This window comes from Caldicellulosiruptor obsidiansis OB47, from assembly GCF_000145215.1.
GTDB classification, from domain to species: domain Bacteria; phylum Bacillota; class Thermoanaerobacteria; order Caldicellulosiruptorales; family Caldicellulosiruptoraceae; genus Caldicellulosiruptor; species Caldicellulosiruptor obsidiansis.
On record NC_014392.1, the window covers coordinates 1,379,017 to 1,399,789 of the forward strand.

A 20,773-nucleotide genomic window follows, 5' to 3' on the forward strand; every position below is an offset into this window, starting at 1 on the left:
TATCATACCCTCCCTTGATTATGCCTTCTTGGAGATTGCTTTAAACGGACACTTCTCTATGCAAACACCGCATTTGATACATTTGCTCTGATCAATCTCAAAAGGCTTTTTAATCTGGCCTGTGATAGCATTTGCAGGACAATTCTTAGCGCATATGCCACAGCCTTTACAAAGATCTTTGTCTATCACAATCCTGAGCAGTGCCTTGCAAGCACCTGCTGGACATCTCTTTTCTTTTACATGTGCTTCGTATTCATCTCTAAAATATCTCAGCGTGCTCAAAACAGGGTTTGGCGCAGTCTGACCAAGTCCGCAAAGAGCACTATCTTTAATTGAATATGCAAGTTCTTCTAACTTTTCCAAGTCTTCTTCTGTGCCATTTCCGCTTGTTATTTTTTGCAAAATTTCGAGCATTCTCCTTGTACCTATTCTACACGGTGGACATTTTCCGCATGACTCATCAACTGTAAACTCTAAGAAGAACTTTGCTATATCGACCATACAGGTGTCTTCATCCATCACGATCATTCCGCCAGAACCCATCATTGTACCAAGTGCTGTTAAAGAGTCAAAATCAATTGGCGTGTCCATAAGCGATGCTGGAATACATCCACCTGACGGTCCACCTGTTTGTACTGCTTTGAATTTCTTACCGCCAGGGATTCCGCCACCAATATCCTCAACTATTTCTCTTACAGTTGTTCCCATTGGAACTTCAATAAGTCCTGTATTGTTAACCTTTCCAACAAGTGCAAAAACTTTTGTCCCTTTGCTCTTCTCTGTTCCAATTGATGCAAACCACTCTGGACCCTTTAGAATTATTACTGGAATATTTGCGTATGTCTCAACGTTATTAAGCAAAGTAGGTTTTCCCCACAATCCTTTTACAGCTGGGAATGGTGGTCTTGGTCGTGGTTCTCCTCTGTGTCCTTCAATTGATGTCATCAGTGCTGTTTCCTCACCACAAACAAATGCACCAGCACCAAGCCTTATCTCAATATCAAATTCAAAGTCTGTACCCAAGATATTCTTGCCTAAAAGCCCGTATTCTCTTGCTTGATTTATTGCAATCTCCAGTCTTTTTACTGCCAGAGGATACTCTGCTCTGACATACACATAACCTTGCTTTGAACCAATTGCATACCCAGCGATAGCCATCGCTTCAATCACAGAATGCGGATCGCCTTCCAAGATACTTCTGTCCATATATGCACCTGGATCACCTTCATCTGCATTGCAAACAACATACTTAACATCACCTGGAGCTTTTGCTGCGAACTCCCATTTGAGTCCTGTTGGAAATCCACCGCCACCTCTTCCTCTAAGACCAGACCTTTTAACCCAGTCAATCACTTGTTCAGGTGTCATCTCTGTAAGAACTTTTGCCAAAGCCTTGTATCCATCATATGCGATATATTCTTCAATATTTTCTGGATTTATAAGACCACAGTTTCTAAGAGCAATTCGCATCTGTTTTTTATAGAATTTGACCTCATTTAACGATTTAATCTGACCTTCTTCTACTGACTCTTTATACAAAAGTCTTTTTACTATTCTTCCTTTTAAAAGATGCTCTTCAACAATCTCTTTTACATCAGAGTCTGCAACCTTGCTGTAAAAAGCTCCTTCTGGATAAACAATCACAATTGGACCTTCTGCGCAAAGACCAAAACAACCTGTACGAATTACCTGAACCTCATCCTTTAGATTTTGAGCTTCAATTTCTTTTAGAAATGCATCATATATTTTATCTGACCCACCTGATGTACAACCTGTCCCACCACACACAAGAACATGCGATCTATACAATGGCATATTAATCTTCCCTCCTTTTATTTATTTGCCTCACTATTTTCTTCGTAGCCAATTGTATACTCATAAACTGGCTTCCCGTTGACCAAATGTTCTGCAACAATCCTTGTGACCTTTTCAGGTGTCATCTTAACATAAGTAACTTTTTCTTTGTTAGGTTCATATACTTCAACAATTGGTTCATATTTGCAAAGTCCTATACATCCTGTTTGAACCACAGTTATATTTTTTAAATTTCTTTTTTGAATTTCTTCAACAAACTTGAGCATAACAGGTCTTGCACCTGCTGCTATTCCACATGTTGCCATTCCAACAACAACTCTTATACCTTCGCCTTGCTGTTTTCTGAACTCAAGCTCTTCTAACGCCTTTTTTCTTATTTCTTCAAGTTCTTGAATAGATTTAATCATTTATCATTTACACCTCCATTTAAATTTGATAAGCCACTTTCTAACTGGCTTCGAATAAAGTCAAGTACACTCAGAGTATTTAAAGGAATATCATCACCCAAAATATCTCGGATGCTTCTTGTGTCAAAAGTAAACTCGTTTCGGTCTTTTTTGTAACAAAACTTAAAATTCACATCTGGTGTTCCGGTTATAAGTGCAAGTAAGGTCTCGGTTATGTTTCCAAGAGGAGGTCTGTCTATATGAGAATGTTTCATCTTAAACACTATTTTAGTGCCTTTTTCAAGCCTTTCAATAGTAAAGCTTCCTTCACAGTCCATTGCAAGTTGTTTTGCTAAAGAAAGCCCAAGTCCTACTTTTCGCGTTTTTCTTGTGGTGTAAAAAGGGTCTGTCACTTTATCAATAACATCCTGTGGAATTCCTCTGCCGTTATCCTCTATTGTAATGGTAAAAAGATCCTCTTTTAAATCTTCGGCAATCTTAATTTTAACCAAACTTGCACCTGCTTCTATCGAATTTTGCACAAGGTCAAGAATATAAAGCGAAAGTTCGTTCAATTACATCACCTTATATTTTCTCACCATTGTCAATTTGTTAAGTTAATATCTTGACAAGATATTTTCAACATCATCTACACTCAATTTGCCATACACAGTATTGTCAATCACAACAACCGGTGCCAGTCCGCAAGCTCCCAAACATCTAGTTGCCTCAATTGAAAATTTCCCATCTTCTGTTGTTTCCCCTACATCAATCTTTAAAATTTCTTTTAACTTATCCAAAATCTTGTCTGCACCTTTAACATAGCAAGCTGTACCCATGCACACACTTATCTTATGGTCCCCTGTTGGCTTTAAGGTAAACCTTGTATAAAATGTCGCAACACCATAAACCTCTGCCATGGGTATATTGAGTCCTTCTGCTATTCTTTTTTGAACCTCATATGGCAGGTATCCAAAAAGTTCTTGTGCTTCATGCAAAACTGGAATTAAAGCCCCTCTTCTTGATTTATTTTTTTCAATAATCTCATCAAGCTTTCTAAAATTCTCTTCAGTCAAATTCTTACCTTGGCAACAAGACATAAATCTACATCCCCCTTCTATTGTTAGAAATTTAACATACTGAGTTAAAACTACTGTTAATATTGTAACATACAAAGGATTATAAATGAAGTATAAATTTTGGAGAATTTAATCGAAAAATATTGTATACAGTATATCACTTTCAATAAAAAACTCTCTTTCGTTTATCTCCCCCAGATGATGGGCATCTGATGAGTGTAAGAAGAAGTAGTTTTTATTTTGAGGAAGAAATTTGGTAAATTCTATTTCAGCAATCTTTGAAACCTCAAAAAAGGTCAAATCAGTTAGCTCTTCAGGCAAAAAACCAAGCCTTCCAATTATACCAAAAGACTGTCTGTTTATATGGGCGGGGACAAAAATCATATTATAAAATTTGGAAATATCATAAACTTCTTTTAAGCTCAGTGAAAGTGGTTGAAGAAGAAGTTTTTCATAGCTTCCAATTACATTGTCCTGGTTATCAACAGTGTACTGATTCCCATAAATATCTTCTCTGAGCTTTATAAAAGGTAGATGCTTTTCAATAATGCCCTGAAATTCTCTTATAATACAAACATCTTTGTGCTTAAAATACAGCAAAACATGAATCTCCTCTTCTGTTTCTATCTCAACTCCAGGTATAAACAAAATGTCAAGCAAGTTTGCCACTTCTAAAAAACTTTCAAGGTTCAAGGTGCAGTTATGGTCTGTTACAGATATAACATCTAAGCCCTTTAACTTAGCCATATTTATTATATTATGCGGGGTCATATCATTGTCTGCACACGGAGAAAGCAACGAATGAATATGAAGGTCATAATAAAGCTTCATTTTTATCTCCCTTTTCTTTAAGAATCAGCAGCCTTGCTGTTTCAAAATGTGAAAGTTCTGTTGTAAAAATTGGAATTTGCTGCTCTATTGATTTTTTAAGCATATCAGAATCGGGTTTTACTCCTTCTGTCAAAATTATTGCTTTCACTTCTCTGAGAGTTGCTATGGCAACCACATTCACATTGTTTTGAATGGTAATCCAGATACTGTTGTCCTTAATATGCGATATTGCGAAACTCAAAACATCTCCAATGTACACATTTTCATATTGCTCATCCTTTACAATCCCATTTGCCAATTCAAAATACCTGCCTAAATCCAAAATGCTTGGCACTATTCATCATTCCTTTCAAGTGATGGTGGTAGTTTATTTGAAAGCTCAACCATCTTGTTTGCAAGTTCTTTTATGTTTTCTCTGAGAATAAAGATACAGTCTGTGTCATTCGCAAAACCACGCACTATATCCTCAGCAAGAGTTTTGCATGTAGGTGAACCACAAGCCCCACAGTCCAAACCCGGCAACATACTAAGGATATTATTTAACTTTTCAAACTTTTCCATAGCTCTCTCAATATCAGAGTCAAGTTCAAGGACGGGGTTTGTTTCTAATTCTTTTTCAAAAAGAACATCCTCAAGCTTGAGAGAAAAACTATTAATAATCTCCTCTGTCCACGATGAAAAACTCTCTTCTTTGTCTTTTAATTTGGAAGACAATCTTTTAATACGATTTTTAGCAACATACGGATTTTCCACTGTAAGCGGTCCTCCTACACACCCACCGCTGCAAGCAAGACCTTCAAAATATACAATATCCTTGAGTCTGCCATTTTCAATCTCTTCTAAAACTTTTACTACATTGTGAATACCATCTACATTTACATACTCTTCAATTTCCAACGCCAAACTTTCACCGCCTGATGCTGCCCAACCAATACCTTTGCCCGAGGCAATTGAAAGATGTTTTATATCTTTTATCTCTCTTAGCTTGCTTCTTACAAGTCCATAAATATCTTTTATTGCTATTACTCCATCTACGTACGAACGACTAAATCCTAATGGTCTGTTTACATATGTCATCTTTGCCGCACATGGAGAGATAAAAAAAGCTCCTATTTTATCTTCTTCAATTCCTTTTTCTTTTTGTATTCTTTTTTTAGCAATGTAAGCAGCAACTTCCATAGGTGAGGCGATTGGCAGGATATTCTCTATAAGGTCTGGAAATTTTGTCTGGATAAGCCTGACAACTGCCGGACATGCAGAAGAAATTATTGGTTTTTTGTTTTTCTCAGATAAAATAAACTGCTTTGTGAAGTGGGTTACTATTTCAGCTGCTTTTGCTACCTCAAACACATCATCAAATCCCAGTTCAAGCAAAGCATACAGTAACTTATTTACATTGTCTACTTCAAATTGGGCGTAAAACGAAGGTGCAGGTAGAGCAATTTTATAATCAAATTTTTTTATTTCTTCCAAACTATTTGTTACAGCATATTTTGCATGGTATGGACATGTTCTTATACATTCTCCGCAGTCTATACATCTCTGATCAATAATCCTTGCTTTTGAGTTTCGTACTCTAATGGCTTCAGTTGGGCATCTTTTAATACAGTTTGTACACCCTTTACACTTATCTTTGTCAAGCATTATAGAATGCAAATTTTTCATTTATAGTTCACTTCCCCACATTTTAAAAATGGTCATTTATTGTAAATGATCATATATACCTTCGTACCTTTGCCTTTTTGCGAGTCAATCTCAAAATAATCTGAGTACTTCTTCATGTTCGGTAAACCCATACCGGCTCCAAATCCCAAGTTTCTTATCTCTTCCGGAGCAGTGGAATATCCTTCTTTCATGGCAAGCTCAATGTTTTCAATACCCGGTCCACTGTCTTGAGCTATTATTTCAATCTTGTCCTTTGAAATTATGGCTTTTAAAATACCCCCAATAGAATGTATAACAATATTCATTTCAGCTTCATAAGAGACAATTGCAACTTTTTTTAGTATCTCTGGTTTTACCCCAAGTTTTTTTAAAGTTTCTTTAATCTTAGAAGAAGCTTCACCAGCTAATATAAAATTGCCCGGCTCAATTTCAAATTCCAGCTCAAGCAGCATCTTTCTTAGCAACACCCTTCTTTCCCAAGTCCGTTTTCATAGAGTATTCCACATGCTTGAAACATAGGATAATCCGTTCCAAGAAGAGCTATGCATTTCTCCCTTGCAAGTTTTAACATTTCTTCGGATGGCTGTTTGCCCCGAACAATTATTACAGCTTTTATATCCATCATCTCTGCAGTCCTTATCACTTGAGGATTTACAAGACCTGTCAATAAAATCACCTTCTCTTTTACAAATGCCAAAACGTCGCTCATAAGATCAGAACCACATGCATTTAAAAATTCTTCGCTACATAGTTCTTCCAGCTCGAAATAAACCTTGCAGTTTAAAAGTTCCTTGATCTTTGTTAATTTCATAACAAATAACCCCCAAATTTTTACTTTTTCTCACCTAATACTTCAAACGCCTGATTGACAATTTCTTCTATTGACATATCATTCACACAATTTTTTGCTTCTTCCCCCATTTTAATATAGAGAAGATATTCTATATTTCCCTCTGGTCCTGTGATTGGCGAATATGTCAGACCATTAATTGAGATTCCAACTGAAAAATAGTGATCAATTACCTTTTTGATCACACTTTTATGAGTATCTTTAGACTTTACAACTCCTCTTTTTCCAACCTCCTTTCTTCCCGCTTCAAACTGGGGTTTTATCAGCAAAACGCCTTCTGTACCATTTTCCATAAACTCTTTTATTTTTTCTGAAATTAGGTTCAAAGAAATAAAAGAGACATCGCATACTATAATATCAATCCTATCCTGAATACTTTTTCTATCAAAGTACCTAAAATTAGTCTTTTCAAAATTTACTACTCTCGGGTCTTCTCTCAACTTCCATGCAAGCTGACCATACCCAACATCCACACAATAGACCTTTTTAGCGCCATGTTGGAGCAAACAGTCTGTAAAACCTCCTGTTGAAGCACCAATGTCAAGGGCAATCTTACCTTCAACGTCAATCTGAAAAAACTCTAAAGCTTTTTCAAGTTTAAGGCCGCCTCTGCTAACATATTTTAGTGGTTCTTTTATTATTATCTGGCTGCTTTCATCTATCATCTCTCCTGCCTTTTCTATCTTTTGATTATTCACATAAACGTTGCCACTCAAAATTAATGCTCTTGCCTTTTCACGTGATGCTGCCAGTCCTTTTTCAACAAGGAGTATATCAGCCCTTTTTTTCAACTTTCTATCAACTCCATAATTACTCTTGTTAAGTTTTCTCTATCCATCCCAAGCATGGAATAAAGCTGAGAAATTGAACCATGAGGAATAAATCTATCAGGTATAGCTATGTGCTTAATCTTTGCTGATTTTCCTTCAGCTATAACACTTTTTATTTTTTCACCAAGTCCACCGATAACACTATTGTCCTCTACAATTAGAATTTTCGGGTGTACAGCAAGTATTCTTTTTATAATCTCAGTATTTAAGGGTTTTATAAATCTTACATTTACCAGTGTTACATCCAACTTGTTTTTGCTAATAATATCATACAACATTGAAACATGTCTTCCAATAGAAAATATGGCTAGGTATTTTCCTTCTTTTAATATCTCTGGTTCAGAAAGTTTAATTTCATCATAAAGACCTACCTGTTTGCAGCTTCCGCGCGGATATCTTATCGCAATAGGTCCGTCCTGATAGAAAGCTGCAAATTCTATCATCATTTCAAATTCTTTTGTATCCTTTGGCACCATCAATGTTAAGTTAGGAATTAGGCTCAAATACGATATATCAAAACTTCCATGGTGCGTCTCTCCATCTTCGCCAACAAGACCTGCCCTGTCTACACAGAAGACCACATTCAAATTTTGAAGACACACATCATGAATAATCTGGTCAAAAGCTCTTTGTAGGAAGGTTGAATATATGGCAACAAACGGTTTAAATCCCTCTTTCGCAAGAGCACCTGCAAAAGTAACCGCATGTTCTTCTGCTATTCCAACGTCAAAAAACCTTTGAGGATACATCTTTGCAAACCTGCTAAGACCAGTACCATCTGGCATTGCAGCGGTGATTGCTAATATCTTCGGATTATTCTTGGCAAGCTCGCAAAGTTTATCACCCAAAACCTCAGAAAATGTCTTTGAAGTATTGTCAGACAGATGATTTCCTGTTTCTATGTCAAATGGCGGAACACCATGGAATTTTTCTGGAAATCTTTCAGCATGTTCATATCCTCTCCCCTTTTGTGTAACCACATGAACCAAAACAGGTCTTTCAAAATCCTTAACACTTTCAAATACTTCACAAAGTCTTTCTATGTCATGACCATCAATAGGTCCATAATATTCAAATCCAAGCGCTTCAAACAAAGTTCCAGGAAAGAAAAAGTATTTTAAACTCCCTTTTACTTTTCTTACAAACCTGCTAAGATTTTTGCCAATAACTGGTATTCCTTCTACCAAGCTATCAGCAGCTTTTTTCAATTTAAAATAACGTGGTTTTGTTCGTACCTTTGATAGATATTTTGCAATCGCACCAACATTTTTGGAGATTGACATGTCGTTGTCATTCAAAATGACAAGAAGCTTTCCATTGTACCTGCCGGCATTATTGAGTCCTTCATATGCAAGTCCTCCAGTTAAAGCTCCATCTCCTATTACTGCAATTACATTATAGTGCTCATTTTCAAGATCGCGCGCAACTGCAAATCCCAGTGCAACAGAAATAGAAGTAGAACTGTGACCAGTATCAAATGCATCAAAAATACTCTCTTTTGATTTTGGAAAACCGCTCAAACCACCAAATTTTCTTAAAGTATTAAATTTTTGTTTTCGCCCTGTCAATATCTTGTAAACATAACACTGATGCCCTACATCCCACACAATTTTATCTTTTGGTGGGTCAAATACTTTTAGCAAAGCAAGAGTCAGTTCAACAACCCCTAAATTTGCTGCCAAATGTCCACCTGTATTGGCAATGTTATATAACAGAAATTCTCTTATTTCTTCGGCAAGTTTATAGAGTTCGGATATACTCAATCTTTTTATATCTTCAGGATAGTTTACCTTTTCTAATATACCCAATACCTCTCACTTCCCAAACTACATTTTTAGAAATATTCCAAGAATCTTTCCGCTTATTTTTACAATTTCATTACTCTTTTTGATTGCAAAATATTTTCCAATTGATTTGCCAGATATTGTTATAGCAGCAACCATTGCAGTCAAAAGTATTGAAAGAAGAATGGGATTGGCTTTGCTATTTTTTGATATATAAAATACAATACTTGCAGAAAGTGCTCCACTCAATATTCCGCATATATCTCCTATAACATCGTTGCAAATAGAAGATACTTTGCTTGCATTTTTTATGAGCCATACACTCACCTTTGCACCTTTTACTTTCTTTGCAGCCATTGCGTGAAAAGGAACCTCATCAGCTGCGGTTGTAGCAATCCCAATTATGTCAAAGATTATTCCTAATAAAATTATACAAAATAAAAGTATGAATGAAATTGTCACAGGTAATCTTTCTGATACATAGCTTGAAATGTAGTTTAGAGTAGCCGACAGTAAAAACGATAAAATAAACAATATTAGTGTCCATTTGAAATATTCTCTTTTTTTATTCTGCATTTTTTTCTTATTTTTCATTTTTCATCTCCCAAAACACACTTTTGAAAAATATATAAATTTATTGGGATAGGGTGATTTTACGAAGGGTAAATTTTGCGGCTTAAGGTCTGGTAGGATTTCCCCCAAACTTACCTCCCGTCGCCAGGAGGCGGTTTCCCTTTAAAAGTTTGGGTGTGCGGTTGCCCAACACACAACCAGATCGCCACTTAGTCCGCACTTTAATCCCCTTCGTAAAGCCAAATACTTGGCACAGCCTAGGAGCTTTCCTCGACAGAGGGCATGCTTTCTAGCCTCTTTTGCGAAATAGATTTCAGGCCTCAAGACCTTCCTAAAAACGGGCCCTATTTTTAGGAAGGCCAGAAATTCGGCCATCCGTCTATTCCGCTCAAGGCAGGCTACACTACCCCAAGCACATCCTTTCTCAAAAAGGACGCACCTGGCGGTAGGTTTTACTAACGCACAAAAAGTTTTGTCTTTTTGTGCGTTAGCCTCCACGGGAAAAGGGTTGCATCCTGCATGCCGTTGCAGGACTCCCTTAACCCTTACTCCCAGCTCCAACCCCTGACTGGGCGTCAGAAGCCGAAACCAGGAACTTCATCGGTGTGCCCTTTGGCGGATTTTTAGGCCCGCCTTCGAAAGCAGCCACTCTGACTAGGATACTGCATCACCCTATCCCATTTTAACGTTCTTGATTATTTAGTTTTCAGAATAATATTATATCACAGCTTTTGTTTTGCTTCAAATCATTATTGTGGCAATTAATATTCCAACTACAGCTCCTGCAAAGACCTCTGTAGGTTTGTGTCCTATGAGCTCTTTTAGTTTATATTGAGGCTTGTAATGTGGTGAAAGATACATCTCAATTATCTCGTTCAAAGTCTGTGCCTGTTTTCCAGCCTCTCTTCTTACTCCTGCCGCATCGTACATCACAATTAACGTAAATGTTAATGATATAGCGAAATTGGTGGAACTAAAACCATCTATTAGTCCCACAGCAGTTGAAAGCCCACATGCAAACGCTGAATGAGAACTTGGCATCCCCCCAGAGCTTATGAACCATTTAAGGTCAATTTTTCGTGTCATGATAAATGCTATCACAATTTTTAAAAACTGTGCAGCAAACCAGCTGACAACACCAACCTCAAGCGCCTTATTCTTTAAAATCTCTAACACAACCTCTTTCATCTTTCCCTCAACCAATCCTTTTAAGATTTGCATAGGACAGAAGCAACCTCTTCTGACCAATCTCTTCAAACTCTACTACTACCTCTTTCATATCGTCTGAAAGCCAAATAACCTTCCCAACTCCAAACTTGCCATGCTGGACCTTGTTTCCAACTTGTAGATTGCTGATAGAAGCATCTTCAGCTCGATTAATCCCGGCAGAAAATGTTTGGTGAATTTTAGTAATAGGCCTGTAAACAGTTTGAATGTATCTTTGAGGAATCTCCTCAATGAAACATGATTTTTGACGTGAAGAAAACCTGCCAAATACTCTTCGATTGTTAGCATATGTCAGAACAAGAAGCTTTTTGGCTCTTGTAATTGCTACATAACACAGTCTTCTTTCCTCTTCAAGTTCCTTTTCAGCCTCAAGAGGTTCTTCTGCCCTAACAAGTGGAAACAGTCCTTCTTCCAACCCTGTAAGGAAGACAACTTCAAATTCCAATCCTTTTGCAGCATGAACTGTCATAAGCGAAACTTTTTCTTCTTTTTGAGTATCTTCCTCTTCAGAGTTCAAAGTAATAGAGTTTAAAAAGTTTTGCATAGTAGGCTCCTCATTTTCTTCTTCAAAAATAGCTGCAGCGCTTATAAGCTGTTCAATATTCTTGGCCCTTTGAAACTCCTCTTCACTTTTGCTACTGAGCAAACTTTCTAAATACCCCGTCCTGTCAAGCACAAGTTTAATGGTCTGACTTACAGACAAATTTTCCGACTCAGCTTTCAACTCTTCTATCAGAGATACAAAGCTATTTAGCTTTTCATATGTCTTTTTGTCAAAATCAAATTTTGCTCGCTCGAGTAAAACTGTATACGCTGAAACGCCATACTCTTCACTCAAAACTTTTATTTTCTCTAAGGTGCTGTTCCCAATTCCTCTTCGGGGAACATTGATAATCCTAAATAGACTCAAATCGTCATGCGGATTTGTAATGAGTCTCAAATAAGCAATAATATCTTTTATTTCTTTTCTTTCATAAAATCGCAAAGCACCTACAACTTTATATGGTACAGAATAAGCCGAAAGTGCATTCTCAAAGTTTACAGACTGAGCATTTGTCCTGTAAAGGACTCCTATTTCGGATGGTGAAAGTCCGCTTCCAATGAGGTTCTTCACGCTTGATGCAACAAACTCTGCTTCATTCATTTCATCAAAAGCTGAATATAGAAAAATCTTTTCACCATCAATGTTGTCTGTCCACAGCTTTTTAGATTTTCTGTAGTAATTGTTTTTTATAACCTCATTTGCAGCTGAGAGTATTGTCTTTGTAGACCTGTAGTTTTTTTCTAATTTTATCACCTTGGCCTCGCTAAACATCTTTTCAAATTCCAAAATATTTTTTATATTTGCGCCTCTGAAACTGTATATACTCTGGTCGTCATCACCGACAACACAGATATTTCTGTGTTTCTGTGAAAGTAAATAAATAAAATAAAACTGAGCGTGATTAGTGTCCTGGTACTCATCTACCAAGATATATTTAAACTTGTTTTGATACTTTTCCAGAATATCAGGGTTTGTCTCGAAAAGAACTACAGTATAATACAGAAGGTCGTCAAAGTCAAATGCGTTGTATTCTCTCAAAAGTTTATTGTAAAGTTTATACACATCAACAACACGACCATCAACCTCACCGTATCTGTATACATCAGAAGGTCCAATTAACTGATTTTTGAAATTGCTAATCTGCCTTGATACATATCTGATATCAAGCCTCTCTGTGTCGATGTTTAGCTTGTCAAAACACTCTTTCAAAAGCTGGTTTTTATCCTGTGTATCAAATATTACAAAGTTGTTTGAAAATCCTATATTATGAGCTTCCATTCTCAAAATCCTTGCACATGCAGCGTGAAAAGTAGACACCCACATCTCTGAAAATGACTGGGTGTTAACAAGCCTTTTTATCCTTTCTTTCATCTCATCAGCAGCTTTGTTTGTAAAAGTAATTGCAAGAATATTGCCCGGATTTGCTAACCCCATATTCAATATATATGCTATCCTATATGTTATGACACGAGTTTTCCCTGAACCTGCACCAGCCAATACTAAAAGCGGCCCTTCTGTTGAAAGAACCGCCTCTTTCTGCTGGTCATTTAGTTCTTTTAACCATTCCATGTCTCTTTCTACTCCCGCAAACTTATATTGTAATTTTTTAGCTCATCTAAGATCTTCTCTTGAACCTGATTAATATCACTATCTGAAAGTGTTTTTGACTTTGATCTAAAGATTGCTTTATAAGCATAGCTTTTAAAACCCGGCTTTATTTGTTGTCCTTTGTATACATCAAACAGATGAAACTCTTCTAAAATATCAGAGCTATATTTCTTGAAGATTTCTTCAATTACCCTGCTTTCTACATCGTCTGGCACAACAAATGCATAGTCCCTCTCAACTGCGGGATATTTGGGAAGTTGAGTATATCTCTTCTCTTTCTTCTCTGCCTCAAGCAGCTCATCTATATAAACCTCGGCATATACAACTCTTGCAGGTATGTCAAACCTCTCCAATATATCAGGATGGACTTCTCCAATATAACCTAAGAGCAACTGGTCGTCGGTATAAATCTTTGCTGAACGTGTTGGATGCAAATTTAGATTTTGATGTTCTGATGAAAATCTGACTTCTTTGATTCTCAGCATATCAAAGAGATTTTCAAGTACTCCTTTGACAGAATAAAAATCCTGAGCCGAACTTCCTATTGCCAAAACAAGTTTTTCTTCCGGAAGTTTTTCGTCTGACTTTTTGAATACTGTAGATAGCTCAAATACTTTCACATCTTTTATATTTCGCGATATATTGAGATAAACTGTTTTTAATATGGAAGACAAAAGCTGCATTCGCATAACCGAAAAATCCTCACCAAGCGGATTTAAAATCTTGACTGCATCGTCCAAGTTATACCCTTTTAAAACCTCATAAACCTTTGGCGATTCAAAAGAATATGAATAAATCTCATAATAACCACTATTGGCAAGAAAATTCTTTATATTATTTACCATTCTTTGCTTTTGAGTAAGTCCAGAAGATATGGCATTCCCCATGAAAACCCTTGAAGGCAGTTTATCATAGCCATATATTCTTATTACCTCTTCAGAGATATCGGCCATATCTTCAATATCAGTCCTAAAAGGTGGTATTATAAATACCTCTTTTTCTTCATCATATTTTATTTCAAGTCTGTTAAGAATATTCACCACTTCATCTTTTTCAATCCTAAGACCAAGAAGCTTCTGTATATATGAAAAATCAGCTTTTACTTCCACTTGCTGCCATGGGTCAACGTACGTATCCACAGTCCCTTTTACAACTTCGCCTGCTCCTATTTGCTCAATGAGAGCACATGCTCTTTGAATTGCAACCTCTGCAAAGTAGGGGCTCAAACCTTTTTCAAACCTGTTTGAAGCCTCTGTTCTAAGCCCTAAATATCGTGCTGTTCTTCTTATCATTGCAGGATTAAAAGTTGCAGATTCTAAAAGTACAAGTGTGGTATTCTCATCAACCTCAGTATCTAAACCACCCATCACGCCTGCAACTGCTATAGCCCTTTTTTCATCTGCAATAACAATATCAGATGATCGCAAAACCCTCTCCACACCATCAAGAGTTACAATCTTTTCGCCGTCGCTTGCAAGTCTTACAAAAACGTTCCTGCCACAAATCTTGTCGAGGTCAAACGCGTGAAGAGGCTGCCCCATCTCAAGCATTACATAATTTGTCACGTCGACAATATTATTTATTGGTCTTACACCGCAAGCTACAAGTCTTCTTCTTAGCCACAGAGGTGACTCCTCAATTTTTACGTTTTTTATTACCCTTCCCATATATCTTCTACAAATCTTTTTGTCCTTGATTTCAATACTGTCCAAATAATTTTTTACTGGTTCATCAGTCTCTTTGAAATTCATGCTTGGAAATTTCAGCGGTTTGTTTAAAATAGCAGCTATTTCCCTTGCAATACCCAAAACACTCAAACAGTCAGGCCTATTTGAGGTTATTTCAAAATCAATTATTACATCATCTATTCCCAGTGCAGTTTTTATATCAATTCCTATCAAGCTGTCATTCATACCTTCAAGGATAAATATGCCATTCTCATCAGCATATGAAAACTCACCGCGGGTAAGCCCAAGCTCCTCCAACGAACACAACATTCCTTCCGATACTATTCCCTTGAACTCAAGAACATCAATTGTTTTACCATTTGCCAAAACGGCTCCTGGCTTTGCCACAGGAACATATGAACCTACTTTTACGTTCTTTGCTGCAGTGATTATGGTCAGGATTTTATCTTTTGTATCAACGTTGCAAACAAAAAGATTTTGGTTATGAGGATGCAAAGAGATTTCTAAAACTTTACCCACCACTACATTCTTAATATTTTCAAGTCTTTTTTCATACCCCTCTACTTTTGTTCCACTCATAGTAAGCTTGTCAACAAGCTCTTCTACCGAACATTCTATATCAACAAAACTTTTTAGCCATTCCAATGAAACCTTCAATACTTTTCACTCCTTTTGTATTAAGTTTTTATCTGAACTGTTTCAAAAATCTTAGATCATTTTCATAAAAGAGTCTGATATCTTCAATCTCATATCTCAAAAGTGCTATTCTCTCAACTCCCATACCAAAAGCAAAACCAGTGTATATGTCGGGATCAATTCCACAGTTCAAAAGAACTTTTCTGTGAACCATTCCTGCACCTAAGATTTCTATCCAACCCTCACCCTTACATGTTCTACACCCTTTCCCACCACAGAAGATACACGAAATATCAACCTCGGCCGACGGCTCAGTAAACGGAAAATGATGTGGTCTGAACCTGACCATTGTTTCTTTGCCGAAAAACCTCTTTGCAAACACTTCAAGTGTCCCTTTCAAATCAGCCATTGTAACCCCTTTATCAACAAATAGACCTTCTATCTGATGAAAAATAGGAGAGTGTGTGCTATCTACCTCGTCCGACCTGTACACCCTTCCAGGAGAAATTATCTTAATTGGAGGTTTTTTGCTTTTCATGACCCTGATCTGAACAGGGGAGGTATGCGTTCTCAAAAGTACATCATCGGAAATATAAAAAGTATCTTGAGTATCTCTTGCAGGATGATCAGCAGGGATATTCAGTGCTTCAAAGTTGTAATAATCAAGTTCTATCTCCGGTCCTTCTGCAATTTCATATCCCATGTTCATAAAAATTTCAGCTATTTCATTTTGAACCTGAGAGAGGATGTGAATAGCTCCTATCTCCACTCTTTTCCCCGGTATAGTAACGTCAATGCGTTCACTTTGTATCCTTCTTTGCTTTTCTTCCTCTAAAAACCTTTTTCGCAAGTTAGCGATGTTTTCCTCAATGTACTCTCTCAGACTATTTAGTTCTTTTCCCATTTGAGCGCGAATTTCTGGTTCAAGTGAAGAAAGCTCTTTCAGTTTACTTTTCAAAATGCCTTTTTTACCTAAATATTTGATCTGAAAATCTTCAAGTTCTTGCAAATTTTTGATTTTTGATAGTTCTTCCACACATTGGTTTTTTAAATTTGCTATATCAGCGTTCAATATTACACACCACCTTTTTGTATTTTTATTAGATTATTTCTCCTTTGACATATTGTTCATAAGCCTGTGTAATCTTAACCTTGTAAATTTCACCAGGTACTATCATATGACTTTTCCTTACTAACGTACGGATATAATTTCCTGAATACCCTTCATAATATCCATCAAAATCAGAATCTTGTTCAATTAAAACCTCTAACCACTTGCCAACAAACTTTCTGTGAAATTGATATGAAAGGTTCGCTGCCACTTCTTTCATTACTTTGCTTCGCCGTTCTTTTTCTTTGCTATCTATTTGATTTGGCATATCATAGGCTTTAGTACCTTTTTTTGGCGAAAATCTAAAAACATGAATTCGTGAAAAACCTATCTCCTGAACAAACTTTACAGTGTCATTGAAATCTTCCTCTGTTTCACCCGGAAAACCCACTATAATATCAGTGGTGAACGCTACATCATCCCATTTTTCTTTTATTCTCTCTACTATACCTTGGTACTGTGCTGTAGTGTAATGCCTGTTCATAAGTTTCAATATTTTGTCACTGCCACTTTGAAGGGAAAGATGCAAATGATGGCACAGCTTATCAAAACTCAATAGCCTACTTATAAACTGTTCGCTCATGATAAGTGGTTCAAGAGAACTTAGTCTAATCCTCTTGACCCCTTCAATCTCATTTATTCTCTCAATTACATCTATCAAGGTTATCTTCCCGTCTAAATCCTTCCCATAAGCTGAGATGTTAATTCCTGTTATAACAAATTCTTTATATCCATTTGAAACAAGTCTTCTAACTTCCTCTTCAATACTCTCTAAACTTCTGCTTCTAACTGCCCCCCTTGCATATGGAATTATACAATAAGAACAAAACTGGTCACAACCTTCTTCTATCTTTATGAAAGCTCGGCTGCGCTCATTAAATTCTGATATTTTGAGTTCTTCAAATGATTCCCTTTTATATCCTTCATCTATTGCTACAATTTTCTTTTTGTTATCCAAATATTCTTTAACATAATCAACAATTTTTTGTCTATCTTTAGTTCCAATTATAATATCTATATCTCTTATTTTCTCAACCTCATGGGGATACACTTGAGGATAGCATCCCATTACAACTACGATACTTTCCGGAGAAAGTTTTTTAGCCTTTTTTATTGCCTGTCTTGACTTTCTATCGCTCATGTTGGTAACCGTACATGTATTTATCACGTACACATCTGCCTTGCTGTCAAAGTCGACAATTTCAAACCCGCTTTCTTTAAAAAGTTCAGCCACTGCTTGGGTTTCATACTGGTTCACCTTACATCCAAGTGTATAAAAGGCAATCCTCAATTTAATTTGTTCACCTCCACATTTAAGTTATATTATAATATTTAGCAGCCAATTAGTGAAGAGCTAAAAATTTATCTTCAATTGTTATTTTTCTATGAAAAAAGGGTATAGAAAATGTGTAAGGAGTTAATTGATTTAAGCCTCATAAACATGATATGATAAATAATAAGCATTATTTTTGTTGTGAAGGGAGGAATTTAAAATGAAAACAGTAACAGTAAAGCTGAACACAATTGACGCTGTTAAGAACTTTGTCAACATTGTTAGCAAATATCCATTTGACATCGATCTTACATCAGGAAGGTATGTTGTTGATGCCAAATCCATCATGGGAATATTTAGCTTGGACCTCAGCAAACCTATCAAGGTAGAAATTCATTCAGACAACTGCGATGATTTGCTCAAAGAGCTTGAACCGTTTATGGAAAAATAAAAATAAAAATAAATAAATTTAGCGTGGATTTAAGTCCACGCTAAATTTATTTTTGTCTCATTCTTTTCCCAAATAACCTCTCTCTCATTCTATCCCATAAGGATTTCCTGGCACACTCTTGTAAAGTAACAATTGGAACAATTTCTTTTTCACTTTTGAGATACACATTCAACATCCCAATTACCTTGTTTTTCTCAACAGGGGCATCTAGCGGCTGCATCAGCATATCTATTTTCGGGAAACAATCTGAGTCCACCACCCAGTATTTTTGATGTGTTGTTCCTACTTTTACCCAACCCATTTTCCCATTATTAACCTTTACATAACCTATCTCGCCTGGTGGGAGTTTTAACACTTTAAAATTACGGTAAGAATAGTCAAGAATCTTTCGCGTATCATTCCACATATCCTGAGCATTTAAAACCACGCATATGACTCTAAAATCATCTCTGCAAGCAGAAGTGACAAGACACCTACCAGCCTTTTTTGTAAATCCAGTCTTTACACCTTCAGCCCCCGGATATAATCTTAACATCTTGTTTTTGTTTCTTAGTATTCGATTGTAAGGCCTTGTTGTCCATGGTACTTCTTTTTCTGTGGTCTTTACAATCTGCCGAAAAATGGGATTTTTCATAGCATATGCTGTGAGAAGTGCCAGGTCATGAGCTGTTGTATAGTGCTGACCTTGTTCTAAGCCATGCGGTGATGAAAATACGGTATTTGAAAGTCCAAGCTCTTTTGCTTTCTTGTTCATAAGATTAACAAATTTTTTTACATCACCGGCTGTTACTATTGCCAAGGCTACAGCAGCATCATTTCCAGAAGAAAGCATAAGTCCGTATAGAAGGTCTATTATTTTCAGTTTTTCTCCTTTTTCGAGGTACATAGATGAGCCTGGAACTCCTACAGCCTGCGGAGGAATTTCAATTTCTTTGTTTACATCACAGTTTTCTAACACCAAAATTGCCGTCATTATTTTTGTAGTACTTGCCATTGGAAGTTTCAAATCCTCGTTTTTTTTAAAAAGAATTTTTCCTGTCATCCATTCAATGGCTATGGCAGACTTGCTACTTACCTGTGGCAAGTTCTTTTCATTTGCATAGCATATCTTAGCAAGTTCTGTGCTTACTATCAGCAGAAATATCAAAGTAAATACCCTTACTTTCAAAAAGAGCACCCCCACATCCATTAGTATACCCACTGATGTGAGGGCATATGTACCTCCAGCTTATTTATTATAGATTCTTTTGAAAGTCTCTAACATTGTTTTGACTGAGTCTCCTCCTAACCTTTCTATCAAAGCATTTGCTAAAACATATGCAATTGCCGCTCTCATGACAACGCTCCCTGCCGGTACAGCGCATGTATCAGACCTTTCAACGGCTGCCTCAGCAGGTTGAAAAGTCTGTATATCCACACTTTTGAGAGGTTTATAAAGTGTTGGTATGGGTTTGAAAGCAGCCCGAACAACAATATCCATGCCGTTTGAAATTCCACCTTCTATACCGCCTGCGTTGTTTGTTTTTCGGTAAAAACTTCTCTTATCATCATAATAAATCTCGTCATGAACTTCAGAACCAAACCGTCTTGCCGCTTCAAAACCCATACCAATTTCAACACCCTTGACAGACTGGATGCTCATCACAGCCTGAGCAATTAATGCATCAAGTTTCCTATCCCAATGAACATGACTGCCAAGCCCATATGGGACATTTTTGCAAATCACCTCAGCAACCCCACCTACACTGTCACCCATTTGTTTTGCTATATCAATCTCCTGTTTCATCTGAGTTTCTGTCTCTTCATCAATACAAAATAGCTCTGAAGAAGATAAAGCCTCTTCAAAAAGATCTATGCTGTCTGTGGAATATGATTTCGTAAGTCTAACTTTGCCAATCTCCACAACGTGGTTGTAAAGCTTAATTCCAAACATTTTTAAAAGTTCTTCACAAATAGCTCCAACTGCAACTCTTATAGCAGTTTCTCTTGCACTTGCTCTTTCCAATATATTTCTTGCATCATCAAACCCATATTTTAAACAACCAGCCAAATCTGCATGACCAGGTCGTGGAACTGTTACTTTTTTTGTCTCGAGGTCACATTGTATTGCGTCCATAAAACTTTTCCAGTTTTCATAGTCTCTATTTTCAATCATTAGTGTAATTGGAGCTCCTGTTGTATAAGAGTTTCTAATACCAGAAAGAAATATTACTTTATCCTTTTCTATTTCCATTCGTTTTCCTCTGCCGTAACCTCTCTGTCGCAGTTGCAAAAGATGATTTATATTTTCGATATCTATTTTCACATGTGCAGGAAACCCTTCCACTATAGCTATCAAAGCTTTTCCGTGGGTCTCACCAGCGTCTAAAAACCTCATTGTTTCACCTCAGCTTCTTTTGTTTTTGTATCAAACAAATTACCC

20 protein-coding genes are annotated in these 20,773 nt (G+C 36.7%); 1 reads left to right on the forward strand and 19 read right to left on the reverse strand.

The genetic code is table 11. The annotated features are described in order from the left end of the window. Positions 1–18: 18 nt before the first annotated feature. The 17 genes from nuoF to mtaB form a co-directional block, all read right to left on the reverse strand. Positions 19–1,815, reverse strand: a complete 1,797-nt coding sequence (gene nuoF / locus COB47_RS06345) for an NADH-quinone oxidoreductase subunit NuoF (RefSeq protein WP_013290550.1) — start codon at positions 1,813–1,815, stop codon at positions 19–21. A gap of 17 nt (positions 1,816–1,832) precedes the next feature. Then, on the reverse strand, positions 1,833–2,222 hold the full coding sequence (locus COB47_RS06350; RefSeq protein WP_013290551.1) for a (2Fe-2S) ferredoxin domain-containing protein: 390 nt from the start codon (positions 2,220–2,222) through the stop codon (positions 1,833–1,835). Continuing rightward, positions 2,219–2,776: an ATP-binding protein gene (locus tag COB47_RS06355; protein ID WP_013290552.1), complete on the reverse strand. Its 558-nt coding sequence runs from the start codon at positions 2,774–2,776 to the stop codon at positions 2,219–2,221. The genes COB47_RS06350 and COB47_RS06355 overlap by 4 nt, the downstream gene beginning before the upstream one ends. A gap of 42 nt (positions 2,777–2,818) precedes the next feature. Further along, positions 2,819–3,301, reverse strand: a complete 483-nt coding sequence (gene nuoE, locus COB47_RS06360; RefSeq protein ID WP_013290553.1) for an NADH-quinone oxidoreductase subunit NuoE — start codon at positions 3,299–3,301, stop codon at positions 2,819–2,821. Between the two features lie 108 nt (positions 3,302–3,409). Then, positions 3,410–4,111, reverse strand: a complete 702-nt coding sequence (locus tag COB47_RS06365; RefSeq protein ID WP_013290554.1) for a PHP domain-containing protein — start codon at positions 4,109–4,111, stop codon at positions 3,410–3,412. Further along, positions 4,095–4,445 (reverse strand): DRTGG domain-containing protein, encoded by a 351-nt coding sequence (locus COB47_RS06370; protein ID WP_013290555.1) that lies wholly within the window; start codon positions 4,443–4,445, stop codon positions 4,095–4,097. The genes COB47_RS06365 and COB47_RS06370 overlap by 17 nt, the downstream gene beginning before the upstream one ends. Further along, positions 4,445–5,776, reverse strand: a complete 1,332-nt coding sequence (locus COB47_RS06375) for a [Fe-Fe] hydrogenase large subunit C-terminal domain-containing protein (RefSeq protein ID WP_013290556.1) — start codon at positions 5,774–5,776, stop codon at positions 4,445–4,447. Before COB47_RS06375 ends, COB47_RS06370 begins: the two co-directional genes overlap by 1 nt. Before the next feature lie 32 nt (positions 5,777–5,808). Further along, positions 5,809–6,228, reverse strand: coding sequence for an ATP-binding protein (locus COB47_RS06380; RefSeq protein WP_013290557.1), 420 nt, complete (start codon positions 6,226–6,228; stop codon positions 5,809–5,811). 5 nt (positions 6,229–6,233) lie between these two features. Continuing rightward, the gene (locus tag COB47_RS06385; protein WP_013290558.1) at positions 6,234–6,587 is read right to left on the reverse strand and encodes a hypothetical protein; all 354 of its coding nucleotides are present in this window, start codon (positions 6,585–6,587) and stop codon (positions 6,234–6,236) included. A 20-nt stretch (positions 6,588–6,607) separates the two neighbouring features. Beyond that, a complete protein-coding gene (locus COB47_RS06390; RefSeq protein ID WP_013290559.1) occupies positions 6,608–7,417 on the reverse strand; it encodes a TlyA family RNA methyltransferase in 810 nt (269 codons plus the stop codon). Beyond that, on the reverse strand, positions 7,414–9,264 hold the full coding sequence (gene dxs / locus COB47_RS06395; protein ID WP_013290560.1) for a 1-deoxy-D-xylulose-5-phosphate synthase: 1,851 nt from the start codon (positions 9,262–9,264) through the stop codon (positions 7,414–7,416). The genes COB47_RS06390 and dxs overlap by 4 nt, the downstream gene beginning before the upstream one ends. 18 nt (positions 9,265–9,282) lie before the next feature. Next, entirely contained in the window at positions 9,283–9,834 is a 552-nt protein-coding gene (locus COB47_RS06400; RefSeq protein ID WP_013290561.1) for a hypothetical protein, read from the reverse strand. A 720-nt stretch (positions 9,835–10,554) separates the two neighbouring features. Then, entirely contained in the window at positions 10,555–11,001 is a 447-nt protein-coding gene (locus COB47_RS06410) for a divergent PAP2 family protein (protein WP_041742750.1), read from the reverse strand. A gap of 7 nt (positions 11,002–11,008) precedes the next feature. Beyond that, positions 11,009–13,153, reverse strand: a complete 2,145-nt coding sequence (locus COB47_RS06415) for an ATP-dependent helicase (RefSeq protein ID WP_013290563.1) — start codon at positions 13,151–13,153, stop codon at positions 11,009–11,011. 8 nt (positions 13,154–13,161) lie between these two features. Next, positions 13,162–15,537, reverse strand: a complete 2,376-nt coding sequence (pheT, locus tag COB47_RS06420) for a phenylalanine--tRNA ligase subunit beta (RefSeq protein ID WP_013290564.1) — start codon at positions 15,535–15,537, stop codon at positions 13,162–13,164. 28 nt (positions 15,538–15,565) lie between these two features. Continuing rightward, on the reverse strand, positions 15,566–16,588 hold the full coding sequence (gene pheS / locus COB47_RS06425) for a phenylalanine--tRNA ligase subunit alpha (protein ID WP_013290565.1): 1,023 nt from the start codon (positions 16,586–16,588) through the stop codon (positions 15,566–15,568). Positions 16,589–16,616: 28 nt separating this feature from the next. Continuing rightward, positions 16,617–17,918, reverse strand: coding sequence for a tRNA (N(6)-L-threonylcarbamoyladenosine(37)-C(2))-methylthiotransferase MtaB (gene mtaB / locus COB47_RS06430; RefSeq protein WP_013290566.1), 1,302 nt, complete (start codon positions 17,916–17,918; stop codon positions 16,617–16,619). 202 nt (positions 17,919–18,120) lie between these two features. Here mtaB and COB47_RS06435 point away from each other — a divergent pair, with 202 nt between their 5' ends. Further along, complete coding sequence (locus COB47_RS06435) at positions 18,121–18,351, forward strand: HPr family phosphocarrier protein (RefSeq protein ID WP_013290567.1); 231 nt, start codon at positions 18,121–18,123, stop codon at positions 18,349–18,351. A 46-nt stretch (positions 18,352–18,397) separates the two neighbouring features. Here COB47_RS06435 and COB47_RS06440 read toward each other — a convergent pair whose 3' ends face one another. Both COB47_RS06440 and aroC read right to left on the reverse strand, forming a co-directional pair. Next, positions 18,398–19,519 (reverse strand): D-alanyl-D-alanine carboxypeptidase family protein, encoded by a 1,122-nt coding sequence (locus COB47_RS06440; protein WP_013290568.1) that lies wholly within the window; start codon positions 19,517–19,519, stop codon positions 18,398–18,400. Positions 19,520–19,579: 60 nt separating this feature from the next. Continuing rightward, on the reverse strand, positions 19,580–20,728 hold the full coding sequence (aroC, locus tag COB47_RS06445; protein WP_013290569.1) for a chorismate synthase: 1,149 nt from the start codon (positions 20,726–20,728) through the stop codon (positions 19,580–19,582). Positions 20,729–20,773: the final 45 nt, after the last annotated feature.

Bases quoted from the DNA above. Each gene is read 5' to 3' on its own strand.
- COB47_RS06400 (WP_013290561.1), bottom strand. From the start codon at position 9,834: ATGAAAAATAAGAAAAAAATGCAGAATAAAAAAAGAGAATATTTCAAA.
- COB47_RS06380 (WP_013290557.1), bottom strand. From the start codon at position 6,228: ATGCTGCTTGAGCTGGAATTTGAAATTGAGCCGGGCAATTTTATATTA.
- COB47_RS06435 (WP_013290567.1), top strand. From the start codon at position 18,121: ATGAAAACAGTAACAGTAAAGCTGAACACAATTGACGCTGTTAAGAAC.
- COB47_RS06375 (WP_013290556.1), bottom strand. From the start codon at position 5,776: ATGAAAAATTTGCATTCTATAATGCTTGACAAAGATAAGTGTAAAGGG.
- COB47_RS06350 (WP_013290551.1), bottom strand. From the start codon at position 2,222: ATGATTAAATCTATTCAAGAACTTGAAGAAATAAGAAAAAAGGCGTTA.
- aroC (WP_013290569.1), bottom strand. From the start codon at position 20,728: ATGAGGTTTTTAGACGCTGGTGAGACCCACGGAAAAGCTTTGATAGCT.
- COB47_RS06410 (WP_041742750.1), bottom strand. From the start codon at position 11,001: ATGAAAGAGGTTGTGTTAGAGATTTTAAAGAATAAGGCGCTTGAGGTT.
- COB47_RS06385 (WP_013290558.1), bottom strand. From the start codon at position 6,587: ATGAAATTAACAAAGATCAAGGAACTTTTAAACTGCAAGGTTTATTTC.
- nuoF (WP_013290550.1), bottom strand. From the start codon at position 1,815: ATGCCATTGTATAGATCGCATGTTCTTGTGTGTGGTGGGACAGGTTGT.
- nuoE (WP_013290553.1), bottom strand. From the start codon at position 3,301: ATGTCTTGTTGCCAAGGTAAGAATTTGACTGAAGAGAATTTTAGAAAG.
- COB47_RS06415 (WP_013290563.1), bottom strand. From the start codon at position 13,153: ATGGAATGGTTAAAAGAACTAAATGACCAGCAGAAAGAGGCGGTTCTT.
- COB47_RS06365 (WP_013290554.1), bottom strand. From the start codon at position 4,111: ATGAAGCTTTATTATGACCTTCATATTCATTCGTTGCTTTCTCCGTGT.